General features: G+C 72.1%; 14 protein-coding genes and 1 pseudogene. 4 read left to right on the forward strand and 11 right to left on the reverse strand.

Annotated features, from left to right (window positions below; translation table 11 throughout):
- Positions 1-81: 81 nt before the first annotated feature.
- The 3 genes from LZ604_RS18555 to LZ604_RS18565 are packed head-to-tail and all read right to left on the reverse strand — an operon-like array spanning position 82 to position 2922.
- Positions 82-1485 (reverse strand): NAD(P)/FAD-dependent oxidoreductase, encoded by a 1404-nt coding sequence (locus LZ604_RS18555; protein WP_234516473.1) that lies wholly within the window; start codon positions 1483-1485, stop codon positions 82-84.
- Entirely contained in the window at positions 1475-1774 is a 300-nt protein-coding gene (locus LZ604_RS18560; RefSeq protein ID WP_234516474.1) for a (2Fe-2S)-binding protein, read from the reverse strand. The genes LZ604_RS18555 and LZ604_RS18560 overlap by 11 nt, the downstream gene beginning before the upstream one ends.
- Positions 1771-2922, reverse strand: a complete 1152-nt coding sequence (locus LZ604_RS18565; protein ID WP_234516476.1) for an NAD(P)/FAD-dependent oxidoreductase — start codon at positions 2920-2922, stop codon at positions 1771-1773. The genes LZ604_RS18560 and LZ604_RS18565 overlap by 4 nt, the downstream gene beginning before the upstream one ends.
- Positions 2923-2965: 43 nt before the next feature.
- On the opposite strand from LZ604_RS18565, the pseudogene LZ604_RS18570 reads away from it, so the two are divergent.
- Positions 2966-3940 (forward strand): annotated as a pseudogene (locus LZ604_RS18570) (SGNH/GDSL hydrolase family protein); the annotation flags it as partial.
- A gap of 90 nt (positions 3941-4030) precedes the next feature.
- Here LZ604_RS18570 and LZ604_RS18575 read toward each other — a convergent pair.
- A complete protein-coding gene (locus LZ604_RS18575; protein WP_234516479.1) occupies positions 4031-4567 on the reverse strand; it encodes an NUDIX hydrolase family protein in 537 nt (178 codons plus the stop codon).
- A gap of 337 nt (positions 4568-4904) precedes the next feature.
- Between LZ604_RS18575 and LZ604_RS18580 the strand changes: the two genes are divergently transcribed.
- Positions 4905-5225, forward strand: a complete 321-nt coding sequence (locus tag LZ604_RS18580) for a GYD domain-containing protein (RefSeq protein WP_234516480.1) — start codon at positions 4905-4907, stop codon at positions 5223-5225.
- Positions 5226-5308: 83 nt separating this feature from the next.
- Here LZ604_RS18580 and LZ604_RS18585 read toward each other — a convergent pair whose 3' ends face one another.
- Positions 5309-5827 carry a carboxymuconolactone decarboxylase family protein gene (locus LZ604_RS18585; protein ID WP_234516481.1) on the reverse strand — a complete coding sequence of 173 codons (519 nt, stop codon included), beginning with the start codon at positions 5825-5827 and terminating at the stop codon, positions 5309-5311.
- A gap of 128 nt (positions 5828-5955) precedes the next feature.
- Here LZ604_RS18585 and LZ604_RS18590 point away from each other — a divergent pair, with 128 nt between their 5' ends.
- Positions 5956-6945: a pirin family protein gene (locus LZ604_RS18590; RefSeq protein WP_234516482.1), complete on the forward strand. Its 990-nt coding sequence runs from the start codon at positions 5956-5958 to the stop codon at positions 6943-6945.
- 41 nt (positions 6946-6986) lie between these two features.
- The gene (locus LZ604_RS18595) at positions 6987-7325 is read left to right on the forward strand and encodes a GNAT family N-acetyltransferase (RefSeq protein ID WP_234516484.1); all 339 of its coding nucleotides are present in this window, start codon (positions 6987-6989) and stop codon (positions 7323-7325) included.
- Between the two features lie 176 nt (positions 7326-7501).
- On the opposite strand, the gene LZ604_RS18600 is transcribed toward LZ604_RS18595, so the two are convergent.
- The 6 genes from LZ604_RS18600 to LZ604_RS18625 form a co-directional block, all read right to left on the reverse strand.
- Positions 7502-8068: a TetR/AcrR family transcriptional regulator gene (locus LZ604_RS18600; RefSeq protein WP_234516486.1), complete on the reverse strand. Its 567-nt coding sequence runs from the start codon at positions 8066-8068 to the stop codon at positions 7502-7504.
- A gap of 199 nt (positions 8069-8267) precedes the next feature.
- On the reverse strand, positions 8268-10487 hold the full coding sequence (locus LZ604_RS18605; RefSeq protein WP_234516488.1) for an NADP-dependent isocitrate dehydrogenase: 2220 nt from the start codon (positions 10485-10487) through the stop codon (positions 8268-8270).
- A 159-nt stretch (positions 10488-10646) separates the two neighbouring features.
- Positions 10647-11048, reverse strand: coding sequence for a DUF4186 domain-containing protein (locus LZ604_RS18610; protein WP_234516490.1), 402 nt, complete (start codon positions 11046-11048; stop codon positions 10647-10649).
- 231 nt (positions 11049-11279) lie between these two features.
- The gene (locus LZ604_RS18615) at positions 11280-12377 is read right to left on the reverse strand and encodes a mechanosensitive ion channel family protein (RefSeq protein WP_234516492.1); all 1098 of its coding nucleotides are present in this window, start codon (positions 12375-12377) and stop codon (positions 11280-11282) included.
- Positions 12378-12592: 215 nt separating this feature from the next.
- A complete protein-coding gene (locus LZ604_RS18620) occupies positions 12593-13357 on the reverse strand; it encodes a crotonase/enoyl-CoA hydratase family protein (protein WP_234516494.1) in 765 nt (254 codons plus the stop codon).
- A gap of 109 nt (positions 13358-13466) precedes the next feature.
- On the reverse strand, positions 13467-14429 hold the full coding sequence (locus LZ604_RS18625; RefSeq protein WP_234516496.1) for a lysylphosphatidylglycerol synthase transmembrane domain-containing protein: 963 nt from the start codon (positions 14427-14429) through the stop codon (positions 13467-13469).
- Positions 14430-14452: the final 23 nt, after the last annotated feature.

Genomic DNA, 14452 nt, shown 5'->3' on the forward strand with positions numbered 1-14452 from the left:
ACATATTACTGATTTCTCGGTACTCACCGGCGTCCGCCGGCATCCCACCGGACCTCGCCGGTCTCCGGGCCTCGCCGGGCCTCACACCTGCCCTTCCCCGGGCTCCCGGGCGAGCACGCCGAGCGGCACCGGCCGTGCGAAGGGCCTGCGTGTCACCGTCTCCGGGCATCCGGCGACCCCGGCCACCGCGGGCCCGCACATCCGGCCCTGGCACCAGCCCATCCCCGCCCGGGTGAGCAGCTTGACGGTACGTGGATCGCCGGCCCCCAGGTCACGGACAGCCTCCCGTACGGCTCCCGCCCGCACCTCCTCGCAGCGGCACACCACCGTCTCGTCGGTGACCTGCTCGGCCCAGTGGGCGCGGGGCGGGTAGGCGTGGTCCAGCGCGTCGGCGAACCTGCGCAGCGCGGCCCGGCTCGCGGCGGCGCGCTTTCCGCCATGCTCATCGGGCCGGGCGCCGGTGAGCCGCGCGGCGATCGACCGTCCGGCGAGGTGCCCCTCGGCGAGCGCGAGCCCGGCGCCGCCGACACCGGTGGCCTCGCCCGCCGCCCACACGCCCGGGACGTCGGTGCGCTGCTCCTCGTCGACGTGCACGCGCCCGCCGTCGACCCGGCAGCCGAGGGTCTCGGCGAGTTCGGTGTGCGGAAGCATGCCGTGCCCGACGGCGAGGGAGTCGCAGGGGATCCGGCGGCCGGTACCGGCCCGCACGCGTCCGTCGGCGTCGAGTGAGGCCACCGTCACCCCCGTCAGCCGCCCTGTGCCATGGGCCTCGACCACGGTGTGGCGGACGAGGACCCGAACCCGGTGGCGCAGAAGCCGCACCCCGTACCCGGCCGCCTCGACGGCCTTCCCGGGCTCTGCGGCCAGGCCCCGGGCCTGCCGGGCGAGGAGTCTCGGATCGGCGGACTCCACCAGTGCGGCGACCGTCGTCCCCGCCGCGGCGAGCCCGGTCGCCACCGGCAGCAGCAGCGGCCCGGTGCCCGCCACGACCACCCGCTGCCCGGGCACCACGAGCCCGCCCTTGAGCATGGCCTGGGCGCCCCCCGCGGTGACGACTCCGGGCAGGGTCCAACCCGGGAAGGGCAGCACCCTCTCGTAGCCGCCCGTGGCCAGCAGCACGGCCGTGGCCCGCACGACGGCCGGCTCATTCTGCTCCGGCCCGAGCAGCGCGTGCACGGCGAAGTCCCCCGGCGCATGCCCGGACCGCCGCTCCACACACCACACATGGTGGTCCGCCAGATGGACGATGCGCCCGGCCGCGATGTGCCGGTCGAGTCCCTCCCTCAGGCGCTTCCAGGTACGCCACTGGTGGTGCAGGGCCCCTGGGCGCCGTGCGCCGAGTCCGGCGGCGGGCTGCCGGTAGAACTGCCCGCCCGCCTCGGGCCCGGCGTCGACGAGCGTGACACGTACGCCGCGCGCCGCCGCCGCGAGGGCCGCGGCCAGCCCTGCCGGGCCCGCGCCGATCACCGCGAGGTCAGTCCGCATGGCCGGTCCCCTCCTGGGTTCGGATCACATCGCCGGGGCGTGCCGGCACCAGACAAGCGCGCTGGTTCGGACGGTCGTTGACGGTCACCAGGCAGTCGAAGCAGACGCCGATCCCGCAGAGGATCCCGCGTGGACGGCCCTCGTGCCGGGTGGTGCGCCAGGAGGTGATGCCCGCCGCCCACAGCGCGGCGGCGACCGTCCAGCCGGGTAGTGCCTCGATCTCGCGGCCGTCGAAGGTGACCGTGAAGGCGGGACCCGGCCGGGACCGCGCCAGTCTCAGGGAATTCACCGGGCCTCCCGCTCGAAACGCTCCGGCCGGAAGGGCGCGAGGTCGAGTTCCGGCACCCCGCCGCTCAGCAGCCGCGCGATCAGATGCCCGGTGCCGGGGGCGAGTCCGATCCCGGCGCCCTCGTGGCCGCAGGCGTGGAAGAGGCCCGGGACCCGTGGGTCCGCGCCGATCGCGGGGAGATGGTCGGGCAGATACGGCCGGAAGCCCAGGTAGGAGCGCATCGCCCGCACCCGCTCCAGGAAGGGGAAGAGCCGGGTCGCTCCCGCGGCGAGCGCCCGCACTGCCGGCAGGGAGAACGACCGGTCGAACCCGACTCGTTCGCGGCTCGCGCCGATCAGTACGGGCCCGGCGGCCGTGCCCTCGACGACGGGCGAGGTGTGCAGGGCCGCGGAGTCGCTCGCCACGTCCGCGACATAGTCGGCCGCGTACACCTTGTGCCGGACCCGGCGCGGCAGCGGCTCGGTGACGAGGACGAATCCGCGGCGGGGGAGCACCGGCAGGCGCACGCCCGCCGTCGCGGCCAGCTCGCCGCCCCAGGTCCCCGCCGCGTTCACGACCGCCGGAGCGTGGATCACCCCCCGGTCCGTCCGCACCCCGAGAACGGTCCCCCGGGGGGTGCGCAGCACCTCGGTCACCGTCCGGCCGGAAAGGAGGCGGGCGCCTGAGGCCCGTACCAGATGCGCGGCGGCGAGGGCCGGCATCACCTGGCAGTCCTGCGGGTAGAGCACCCCGCCCGCGAGTCCCGGGGCAAGGTACGGCTCCACGTCGTGGAGCCGGTCGGCGGCGACCTCCACCGTCGTCACCCCGGCAGCCCGCTGCCCGGCGGCGAAGTCCCCGAGGGCGGTGAGCCCTTCGGGGGCGGCGGCGACGACCACCCCGCCCTTGGCCTCGTACTCGACGGCCGGCCCGAGCTCCTTGGCCAGTTCGGCCCACAACCCCAGGGAGAACAGGGCGAGTTGCAGCTCGGGTCCGGGTTCCTTGTCGGAGACGAGCAGATTCCCCTCGCCCGCACCGGTCGTGCCGCCGGCCACGGGCCCGCGGTCCACGAGCGCGACGTCCAGCCCGGCCCGGGCGGCATACAGGGCGCAGGCCGCGCCCACCATGCCGGCGCCGACGACGACGACATCACAGGTCAGTCGCTCGCTCACATCAGTACTATGTCACATGGTCCCGTGTGCAAGGCAAGCCTGCTTCGGCGACCGGGCGGTCACCTTCGACAGCGTCTACGCAGGCCGGCGGCAGCAGGGCGCCGGACTGATCCGTGGCAGCAACCGGCGGCTGACCTTCGGCGGCGCGTCCTCAGTGACCCTGCCCGCGGGCGCCACGGCGTACAGCGACCCTCTGCCGGGCCGGCTGCCCGCCGCGACCGACCTGGTGGTCAGCCTCCACTCCCCGGACGCGGCGGGTCCGGCCACCGGGCACGGGATGGCGATGCAGACGTCGTACACGGCCGGGGGCGATCACACCGCCGATCAGACCGCGGCCGGCTGGACGCAGAACACGGGTTCCTGCTTCTACCTCGACGCCGTCACCGTACGGACCGACGCCGCCACCGGCGCACTGGTCGCCCTGGGCGATTCCCTCACGGACGGCTGGGCGTCCACGTCCGACACCAACCGCCGCTGGCCCGACTATCCGGCCCGCCGGCTCCGGCAGGCCGGTACGGCGGTCAAGGGGGGTGGCCGACGAGGGGACCCCCGGAAACAAGGTCCTCGCGGACGGCGCGGGCCGAAGCGCCCTGAACCGTTCGGGGCGCGACGTCCTCTCCCACCCGGGCGTCCGCACGGTCTTCCTCTTCGAGGGCGTCAACGACATCAAGGCCCACACAGGCGTCACGGCACCGGACCCGATCGCGGGCGACCGGCAGTTCCTCGCCCGCGCCCACTCCGCCGGGACGTGCGTGGTCGGGGCCACCGTCGCCCCCTTCAAGGGCTGGCCGGAGTGGGACCCGCCGCCGAGGCCGTACGCCGGGAGGTCAATGTGTTCGTCAGGGACAGCGGGGAGTTCGACGCGGTCACCGACTTCGACCGGATCCTGCGCAGTCCCCACGACCCCGAACGGATCCTGCCGTTCTTCGACGGCGGCGACCATCTGCACCCCGATGACAAGGGGATGCAGGCGATGGCCGACGCGGTAGACCTCACCGGCCTGGACTGCCGCCCCTGACCCGGGGCGCGCCTCAGGCCAGCGCCTCCCGTCCGCACCCGCGGGTACGGACGGGAGGGGACCGCCATGAGGTCCCGCCGGGCGTGTCGCTCAGGACAGACAGCCGACGTGGGCCAGTGCCTGCTTGAGGAGGACGCCCTGCCCGCCCGGCATGTCGTTCTGGACCACGGCCGAGGCCGCCTCCTGCGGACTGAACCACTCCAGGTCGAGTGCGTCCTGGCGGGGGCGGCAGTCTCCGGCCACCGGGACGATGTAGGCGAGGGCCACCGCGTGCTGGCGGGGGTCGTGGAACGGGGTGATCCCCAGGGTCGGGAAGTATTCGGCCACGGTGAAGGGCTGGAGGGAGGACGGGACGCGGGGGAGCGCCACCGGTCCGAGGTCCTTCTCCAGGTGCCGCAGGAGCGCGTCCCGCACCCGTTCGTGGTGCAGCACCCGCCCGGAGACCAGGGTGCGGCTGACGGTCCCGTCGGGCCCGATCCGCAACAGCAGTCCGACGCTGGTGACTTCGCCGCTGTCGTCGACGCGCACGGGCACGGCTTCCACGTACAGGATCGGCATGCGGGCACGTGCCAGCTCGAGTTCGTCGGGAGTCAGCCAGCCGGGCGAGGTTTCGGTCGTGTCAGGCATTGCCTGATCGTACGTTCAACCGCTTGCGTCGTGCGCGTGTCACTCGCCTGCGTCCGCACCGTCGTGGCCCGTTCGCCCGGCGGCCTCCGCCCCGACCAAGGCACTGCGCATCACGAGGGCGTACGCGCTGGTCGACGGCATCCTGGCGGATCTCGCACGTGCCTCGGCCCACGTCGGCGGCAGGGCACTCCTCACCCGCGCGAGACACCGCCACCTCCGCCGGCGTTGGGCCGACCGCAACGGCGGACGAGTGAATCCCGCCGTGTGGTGCGGGGCTGCCGATGCGACAGCGGGAAGGCCGTCCCTACCCGACAAGCGATGGGCAGGGAGTGTCCGCATGCCGAAGTTCCTCATCCAGGCCACGTACACGCCCGAGGGCACGAAGGGTCTGCTGACGGAAGGCGCGAGTGGCCGCCGCGCCGCCGTCGAACAGGTCGTCACCGGCCTCGGCGGGAGCCTCGAGGCCATGTATTTCGCCTTCGGCGAGGACGACATCGTGCTCATCATCGACTTCCCCGACCCGGTCTCCATGGCCGCCGTCAGCCTCACCGTCAAGGCCAGCGGCGCCCTCCACACCCGGGCCACCCCTCTCCTCACCCTCGACGAGATCGACGAGGCCGCCCGTCGGCAGGTCGCCTTCCGCGCCCCTGGTTCGTGAGAACGGGAGCCCAGCGGTTCGCCGAGCGGGCGCACCACGTTCCGGGTGATGACTTTGGATGTTCCAGGGGATGACTTGGGATGTCAGTGATCTCCACCGGAGATGACCGTGCGGCGGTGGCCGTCGATCGGCCGGACCGGGTGCCTGCTCATGATCGAGAGCCGGTTGAACGCGTTGATGGTGATCGCCACCCAGACCACCGCGGAGATCTGGTCGTCCGTGAGCACCCGGCGGGCCGCCTCGTACGCGGTCTCCTGGGCGGTGGCGTCCCTCGGGTCGGTGGTGGCCTCCGCCAGGGCGAGCGCGGCGCGCTCCTCGTGGGTGAACAGCTCGGTGTCCCGCCAGGCCGCCAGCACCCCCAGCCGCTGCGCGGTCTCGCCCGCGCGTTGGGCGGCCCTGGTGTGTACGTCGAGGCAGTACGCGCACCCGTTGATCTGCGAGACCCGGAGGTTGATCAGCTCGACGAGGGCACGTTCGAGTCCTGCGTCGGCGGCGACGGCGTGCACCGCCTCCGATGTCCCGACCAGTGCGCGGTAGGCCGCGGGGCTCTGCTTGTCGATGAAGATCCGCGGATGGGCGGGGTGCGTCGTGGGGCTGGTCAACTCGGGGCTCCTTCGGCGGCCGCTTCCGGCCCGTCGCTCGATCGCGTAAGTGACACCGCCATCGTTACTATGATCGAGCGATAGTTGTTTAATATGAAACCATTATGGAACACCGGAAGGCGGTAACGGTGAGCAACGTCGAGACAGAGCCGGTCCAGGTGCGCTGCAAGGCGGTGGCCGACGGCGGGCAGCCGACGCGGGGGCCGCGGGTCGACGTGCTCACCCCGCGTGACGTGCCGCTCGGCGGCCCCCGGGCGATGACCGTGCGGCGCACACTGCCCCAGCGGGCCCGGACCCTGATCGGAGCCTGGTGCTTCGCCGATCACTACGGCCCCGACGATGTCGCCGCGACCGGCGGCATGGACGTCGCCCCGCACCCCCACACCGGACTTCAGACGGTGAGCTGGCTCTTCAGCGGGGAGATCGAGCACCGCGACAGCCTGGGCAGCCACGCCTTCGTCAGGCCCGGCGAGCTGAACCTCATGACGGGCGGGCACGGCATCAGCCACTCGGAGGTCTCCACCCCGCGGACCACGGTTCTGCACGGCGTCCAGCTCTGGGTCGCGCTGCCCTCGGAACACCGCCACGTGCCCCGGGACTTTCAGCACCATGTGCCCGAGCCCCTGCGGATCGACGGCGCCGAGATCAGGGTCTTCCTCGGCTCCCTCGCGGGAGCCTCGTCCCCGGTACGGACCTTCACGCCCCTGCTCGGCGCCGAGATCGTCCTGGAGCCCCACGCGACGGTCACGCTCGCCGTCGACCCCGGCTTCGAACACGGCCTCCTCGTCGACCACGGGAACGTCCGGATCGCCGATGTGAGCCTGCGTCCCGCGGAGTTGGCCTATGTCCACCCCGGATCCGGCGCGCTGACCCTGACGAACGATGCGGAGGACCCCGCGCGGACCGTGCTGCTCGGCGGAACTCCCTTCGAGGAGGAGATCGTCATGTGGTGGAACTTCATCGGCCGCAGCCACGAGGACATCGTCAGGGCGCGGGCGGACTGGGAGAACCGCTCCGACCGCTTCGGCGCCGTCGAGGGATATCCGGGAAACCGGCTTCCCGCGCCGGCTCTGCCGAACGCCGTCATCACGCCGCGCAAGAACCCAGCACGTCACTGACCCACGCTCGAACGCACCGACACCCAGTCGAAAGGCATCCCATGAGCCAGTCTTCCGCCGCTCCGGTCGTCGAGCGGGCAGACGCCAGGAACCGCTACGAAATCCTGGTCGACGGCGAGCGCGCCGGTCTGACCGCGTACCGCGACCGCGGCGACCAGCGCGTCTTCTACCACACGGAGGTCGACAAGGAGTTTGCCGGACAGGGCCTGGCCTCCCGGCTGGTCCAGGAGGCGCTCACCGATGTGCGTGCCCAGGGCAAGCGCATCGTTCCGGTCTGCCCGTACGTGGCGAAGTTCCTGGAGAGGCATGAGGGGTTCGCCGACATCACCGACCCGGTGACCCCCGAGATCCTCACCTGGCTGGACACGGAACTCGGCTGACCGTCCGCACCACTCGCGGCCCGCCCGCCGCAGGCCGGTAGGGCCGCCGTGATGACGGTGCCCTCATCACGTTCCAGTCGGCACGGATGTCAGACACCGGCCAGGTGCATGGTCAGTCACTCACCAGATCGAGTGGCCGACGGGTGGAGACGCCCCGCCGGGTCTCGTCCCCGCGGTCAGTAGTGGGTGATCCCTGCCGTCAGGGTCCGCGTCCAGGGGGCCTCCACCTCGTCGGCCCCCATCGAGACGATCAGATGGCACAGCATGCCCACGGCGAAGAAGGTCTGGATCTGCTCCTCGCTGCCGCCCGACGCGCCGCGGACGTACTCCACCAGCCGGGCGTAACCCTGCCGGACGGCCTCGCGCACCGCGGGTTCCGAGACGGCCGCCGCCTGGGCGTGCAACTGGATCAGCATCAGGTCGTTGTTGCTGATCAGCTTGGCGTAGGCGTCCCCCATGGCGGTCAGCACCACCTCGGGGGAGCCGCCCCTGGCCTCGGCGGCCGCACGCTCGAGACTCGCCCTCACCTGTACGAAGCAGTGTTCGACCACGGCGACGAACAGCAGTTCCTTGTTGGGGAAGAGCCGGTAGACGTACGCCTGGGAGATGCCCGCCGCCTTGGCGACCTCGGCCGTGGTGGTGCCGAAGTAGCCGCGCGCGGCGAACGCCCCGATCGCGGTGCGCAGCACGGTCTCGCGGCGCTCTTCGGCGGTGGACAACTGGCGGGGGCGGTCCTTGTGCATGTGAGTACTCAATCAGTCACACCTGGGGCCGTCAAGGAACGGCCGGTGCTCCGGGCTGCAGCCCCCGGACCACTCTTGACGCGGAGCGGCGCCGGATCGACACTCCGGTGCGGCCCGCACGGACACGACCGCCCCGGCCGGATCGGATCCGGCCGGGGCGGTCGTGGTCACGCCGGTGCGGGTGCCGCGCAAACCCCGCTTACGCGAGCGTCGTCAGCAGCTGGTTCCAGGTCGCCGAGGGGCGCATGACCTCGGAGGCCTTGGCCGGGTCGGGCTGGTAGTAGCCGCCGATGTCGGCCGGCTTGCCCTGGACGGCGATCAGCTCGTCGACGATCTTCTGCTCATTGGCGGCGAGCTGATCGGCGAGCGGGGCGAACGCCTTGGCCAGCTCCGCGTCGTCGGTCTGCCGGGCCAGCTCCTGCGCCCAGTACAGGGACAGGTAGAAGTGGCTGCCGCGGTTGTCGATGCCGCCGAGGCGACGGGTCGGGGACTTGTCCTCGTTGAGGAAGGTCGCCGTGGCGCGGTCGAGGGTGTCGGCGAGGACCTGGGCGCGCTGGTTGCCGGTGGTCTTCGCGTACTGCTCCAGGGACGGCACGAGCGCGAAGAACTCGCCGAGGGAGTCCCAGCGCAGGTAGTTCTCCTTGACCAGCTGCTGGACGTGCTTCGGGGCGGAGCCGCCGGCGCCCGTCTCGAACAGGCCGCCGCCCGCCATCAGCGGGACGACCGACAGCATCTTGGCGCTGGTGCCCAGCTCCAGGATCGGGAACAGGTCGGTCAGGTAGTCGCGCAGCACGTTGCCGGTGACGGAAATGGTGTTCTCGCCGCGGCGGATGCGCTCCACGGACAGCTTGGTCGCCTCGACCGGGGGCAGGATGCGGATGTCCAGGCCCTCGGTGTCGTGCTCCCGCAGGTACTCCTTGACCTTGGCGACCAGGTTGGCGTCGTGGGCGCGGGTCTCGTCCAGCCAGAACACCGCCGGGTCGCCGGTGGCGCGGGCGCGGGTGACGGCGAGCTTCACCCAGTCCTTGATCGGGGCGTCCTTGGTCTGGCAGGCACGGAAGATGTCACCGGCGGAGACGGTCTGCTCCAGCACGACGTTGCCGGCCTGGTCGACGAGACGGACGGTACCCGTGGTGGGGATCTCGAAGGTCTTGTCGTGGCTGCCGTACTCCTCGGCCTTCTGCGCCATCAGGCCCACGTTCGGCACGGAGCCCATGGTGGCGGGGTCGTAGGCGCCGTTCGCGCGGCAGTCGTCGATCACGGCCTGGTAGACGCCGGAGTAGCTGGAGTCCGGCAGGACCGCGAGGGTGTCGTGCTCCTGGCCGTCCGGGCCCCACATGTGACCGGAGGTGCGGATCATGGCCGGCATGGAGGCGTCGACGATGACGTCGGACGGGACGTGCAGGTTGGTGATGCCCTTGTCGGAGTCGACCATGGCCAGCGCGGGACCCTCGGCCAGCTCGGCGTCGAAGGAGGCCTTGATCTCCTCGCCGTTCGGCAGGGCCTCCAGGCCCTTGAAGATGCCGCCCAGACCGTCGTTCGGCGTCAGGCCGGCCGCGGCGAACGTCTCACCGTACTTCGCGAACGTCTTCGGGAAGAAGGCGCGTACCACGTGACCGAAGACGATCGGGTCGGAGACCTTCATCATCGTGGCCTTCAGGTGCACGGAGAACAGGACGCCCTCCTCCTTGGCGCGGGCGACCTGCGCGGTCAGGAACTCGCGCAGCGCGGCGACGCGCATCACCGAGGCGTCCACGACCTCGCCCTCGAGGACGGGCACGGACTCGCGCAGCACGGTGGTGGAGCCGTCGTCACCCTTGAGCTCGATACGGAGCGAACCGGCCTCGGAGATCACCGCGGACTTCTCGGTGGAACGGAAGTCGTCCACGCCCATGGTCGCGACGTTCGTCTTCGACTCCGGCGTCCAGGCGCCCATGCGGTGCGGGTGGGTCTTGGCGTAGTTCTTCACCGAGGCCGGGGCACGGCGGTCGGAGTTGCCCTCGCGCAGCACCGGGTTCACGGCGGAGCCCTTGACCTTGTCGTAACGGGCGCGGATCTCCCGCTCCTCGTCGGACTTCGGCTCGTCCGGGTAGTCCGGCAGCGCGTAGCCCTTGGCCTGCAGCTCGGCGACGGCCGCCTTCAGCTGCGGGACGGACGCCGAGATGTTCGGCAGCTTGATGATGTTGGCCGCGGGGGTCTTGGCCAGCTCGCCCAGCTCAGCGAGGTCGTCGTTGATCCGCAGGTCCTCGTCGAGGTACTCGGGGAAGACCGCGAGGATGCGCCCGGCCAGCGAGATGTCACGGGTCTCCACAGCGACACCCGCCTGCGAGGCGTAAGCCCGGACCACCGGCAGGAAGGAATACGTCGCCAGGGCCGGGGCCTCGTCAGTGTGCGTGTAAATGATGGTCGAGTCAGTCACCGGGTGCTCCGCTCCACGTCTGCAACATTGCTCGACATCAAGATATCTCGTGTGCGCACCCCTCTCGACAGTGGCCCGCGCCACGGACGCCCCGAAGGGCCGCCCGGGCGCCCGGCCTCGCCTCCCGGCGTGGCGGAAGGCCCGACCGGGCAGGTCGCGTCACGTCCGGTCCTCCCGCGCCGAGCCGGGGCCGGCGCCCCATGCGTCCGCCATCTCCCGCTCGATCCAGCGGCAGATCACCTCCACCACATAGGCGCGCTCCGCACGGCTCAGCTCCCGCCCCTTCGGGATCTCGTGCCAGCGCTGCAGGCAGGTACGGCAGCATGTCGCGGTCGCGTGCTGGGCGACGAAGACCGGATGGCCCCGGTAGGGGGTCTGCTTCCCGTCCTTGTACGGCTCCGCCGGTGCCAGCCGCTTGGCGATGAGGTCGTACGCGTGCCACCGGAGAGTGGAGGGGCCGCTCAGCTCGGCGGTCGCCCGGTCGCGGCCGCGCAGATGGAACTTGGCGCGGAAGGGATGGCGCGCGATCCGGTCCAGCCGCTGGTCGAGCGACCGGTCCATCGGGCCTGGAGCGTCGGGCGTCGGGGGTCCGGGAGCCGGGGGCTGGGGCGTCGGGGGTCCGGGAGCCGGGGGCTCGGGCGTCGGGGATTCGGGGGAGGCGTTCATGCTCCTTCGAGCTTATGACCGCCGGACCGGCCCGTGCCGGTCCGGCGAGACCCCTCGTCGGCCCGAGGGCCAGGGGGCGTCCCGACGGCTAGGGGGCGTCCCGACGGCCAGGGGGCGTCCCGAGGGTCAGGCGGTGTCCCTGCCGCCGTGCTCGATCACCACGTCGTCGCCGGTGCGAGGCGGCGGTATGGCGGCCGAGCCCTGGTGCAGCGCCACCGTCCGCGTCGGTGCCGGGATGCGGATCCCCTCGGCCCGGTACCGCTTGTGCAGGCGCTTGATGAACTCGTGCTTGATCCGGTACTGGTCGCTGAACTCGCCGACGCCCAGGATCACCGTGAAGCCGATCCGGGAGTCGCCGAACGTGTGGAAGCGGACCGCCGGTTCGTGGTCCGGGACGGCTCCCGTGATCTCCGTCATCACCTCGGCGACGACCTCGGTGGTCACCTTCTCCACATGCTCCAGGTCACTGTCGTAACCGACCCCCACCTGGACCAGCACGGTCAACTGCTGCTCGGGACGGGTGTAGTTGATCATATTGGTCTTGGCGAGCTGCCCGTTGGGGATGACGACCAGGTTGTTGGAGAGCTGGCGGACGGTGGTCTGCCGCCAGTTGATGTCGACGACATAGCCCTCCTCGCCGCTGCTCAGCCGGATGTAGTCACCCGGCTGAACGGTCTTGGAGGCGAGGATGTGGACGCCCGCGAACAGGTTCGCGAGGGTGTCCTGAAGGGCGAGGGCGACGGCCAGACCGCCCACACCCAGGGCGGTGAGCAGCGGCGCTATGGAGATGCCCAGCGTCTGCAGCGTCACCAGGAAACCGAGGGCCAGTACCACGACCCGGGTGATGTTGACGAAGATCGTGGCCGACCCGGCGACCCCGGACCGGGACTGGGTGACCGTCCGCACCAGACCCGCGATGACCCGGGCGGCCGTCAGCGTCACGACAAAGATGAGCAGCACACTCAGGGTCTGGTTGACATGGTGCTGCACCGTCCGGGTGAGCGGCAGCACCGCCGCCGCGGAGGCCGCGCCGCCGGTGATGGCCGACCAGGGCACCACGGTGCGCAGCGCGTCCACGATCACGTCGTCGCCGCTCCACCGGGTACGGCTCGCGTGCCGGCCCAGCCAGCGCAGCAGCATGCGCAGCAGGAAGGCCGCCAGCAGGCCCGCGGCCAGGGCGATTCCGGCGAGGATCAGGTCGTCGAGGGTGAGCGCGCGGTTCACCGGTCACCTCCCGCGCCGAAGAGAGGGCCCCAGGGCCGGATGTGAGGAGTCGTCACTTGCCACCTGCTCGTATCACGGGATGCACGATCACGCCCGGAACGGTGTCGGTCGTCCGGAGCGAGGATTCATCCTGCCGTATGACGGCGTCAGACCGTGAAAGGGGCGTCGTGGACCAGCCGTTGACCGCGGGGCGGCGTCCGTCGGCCCGCGCGCGGTCACAGGTCCGTGAACGACCCGTGCCGCCCGGCCCCGGACGCGAAGCGGCCCGCACCTTCCAGACCCTCCGCCAGGACATCCATGCCGTACCGGAGTTCGCCCCGCAGTGCCGCCTGCTCGTCCAGCCCCTCCTGGTCGAGGACCGAGGCGCGGTCGCCGCGCAGGCACGCCTGCGGAAAGCGGGCGATCTCGGCGGCCAGTTCCTCCGCCTCGGCGCGAGCGCGGCCGGTCGGCACGACGCGGTTGGCGAGCCCCATCCCATGGGCCTCCCCGGCCGGGACCGGACGGCCGGTGAGGATCATGTCCAGCGCACGGCTGGTGCCGATCAGCCGCGGCAGCCGTACCGTGCCGCCGTCGATGAGCGGTACGCCCCAGCGGCGGCAGAAGACACCGAACACCGCGTCCTCCTCGGCGACCCGCAGATCGCACCAGAGCGCCAGCTCCAGACCCCCGGCCACCGCATGCCCGGCGACCGCCGCGATCACCGGCTTGGACAGCCGCAGCCGGGTCGGCCCCATCGGCCCGTCGCCGTCCTGGGCCACCCGGTTGCCGCGCTCGGTCCCGACCGCCTTCAGATCGGCGCCCGCGCAGAACGTCCCGCCCTCGCCCCACAGCACCGCCACGCGCGCCGAGGGGTCCGCCTCGAACGCCCGGAAGGCGTCGGCGAGCGCGGCGGCGGTCGGCCCGTCCACCGCGTTACGGGCCTCGGGGCGGGAGAGGACGACGGTGGTGACATACCCCTGACGTTCGATCCGGACCGGCATCGGGCTGCCTCCTTCACGGGCGGGGAAGGGCTGACCCCGCGAGGTTACTCCCCGGTACGGCCGCTGCCGCCGTCCGGTGGGGAACCGTAGACGCGGTCGCAGGCCCCGGTCAGATCACTTTCAGCCGCACCAGCGCCCCCAGCGTCAGTGCACCCGGCAGCAGCGGCAGCCACACCGTGATGATCCGGTACGCCAGGACCACCGCCGTCGCCACGGCCACCGGACCGCCGGCCGCCACCAGGGCGACTATCAGCGCCGCCTCCACCGAGCCGATCCCGCCCGGGGTGGGCACGGCGGCCACCGCGAGGGTCGCCGCCAGATACGCGACCGCCATGTGCACGGGCGGCACCGGAAGCGACAGCGCCCGGCCCACCGCGGCCAGCCCGGCCGCCTGAAGCGCGGGGAACGCCAGCGAGCCACCCCACAAGGCGAGCGCGCGGGCGGGGCGGGTGTGCACCGAGCGGGCCTCGCCGAGCGCCGTGCGCACGAACGAGATCACGGCCGTGCGCAGCCGCCGCACCGCCAGGACAACCGCCACCGCGATGCACACCGCCCCGGCCACCGCGAGCAGGAGCGGGCCCGCCGCCGCGGCGGGGACGAGAGAGCCGACGTGGAGCGCGTCCGGGAACGTGATCAGCAGGACCAGCAGCAGAGCGACCCGGGTGATCGCCTCTGCGAGCATGTACAGCGCAAGCGCCGCGGACGAGCGTGCGAGCGGCACCCCGCACACCGTCATGAAGCGCAGATTGACCGCGCTCGCGCCGAGCCCGGTCGGCAGCAGGTGATTGGCCGCGCCCGCCGCGAACTGCGTGGCCAGCAGCCGCCGCAGCGGCAGCCGTTGCACCACTGCGCCCTGCCGGGTCACGGCGGCCGCGACCCAGGTCAGACAGGTCGCACCGGCCGCGGCCACCAGCCAGGGCCACTCGGCCGACCGCAGATGGCCGAAGCCCTCCGCCAGCACGGACCGGTGCTCCGCCGCGACCACGAGCACGAGGACGAGCGGGAGCAGGCACAGGAGCTGGCGGACCGGAACACGTCTGGGGAGTCCCTGAGGGAGACGTACGGCAGTCACATCGGCAGAGGCTTTCCGCGCCG

The sequence above is a fragment of the Streptomyces glomeratus genome (assembly GCF_021462825.1).
GTDB lineage: Bacteria > Actinomycetota > Actinomycetes > Streptomycetales > Streptomycetaceae > Streptomyces > Streptomyces glomeratus.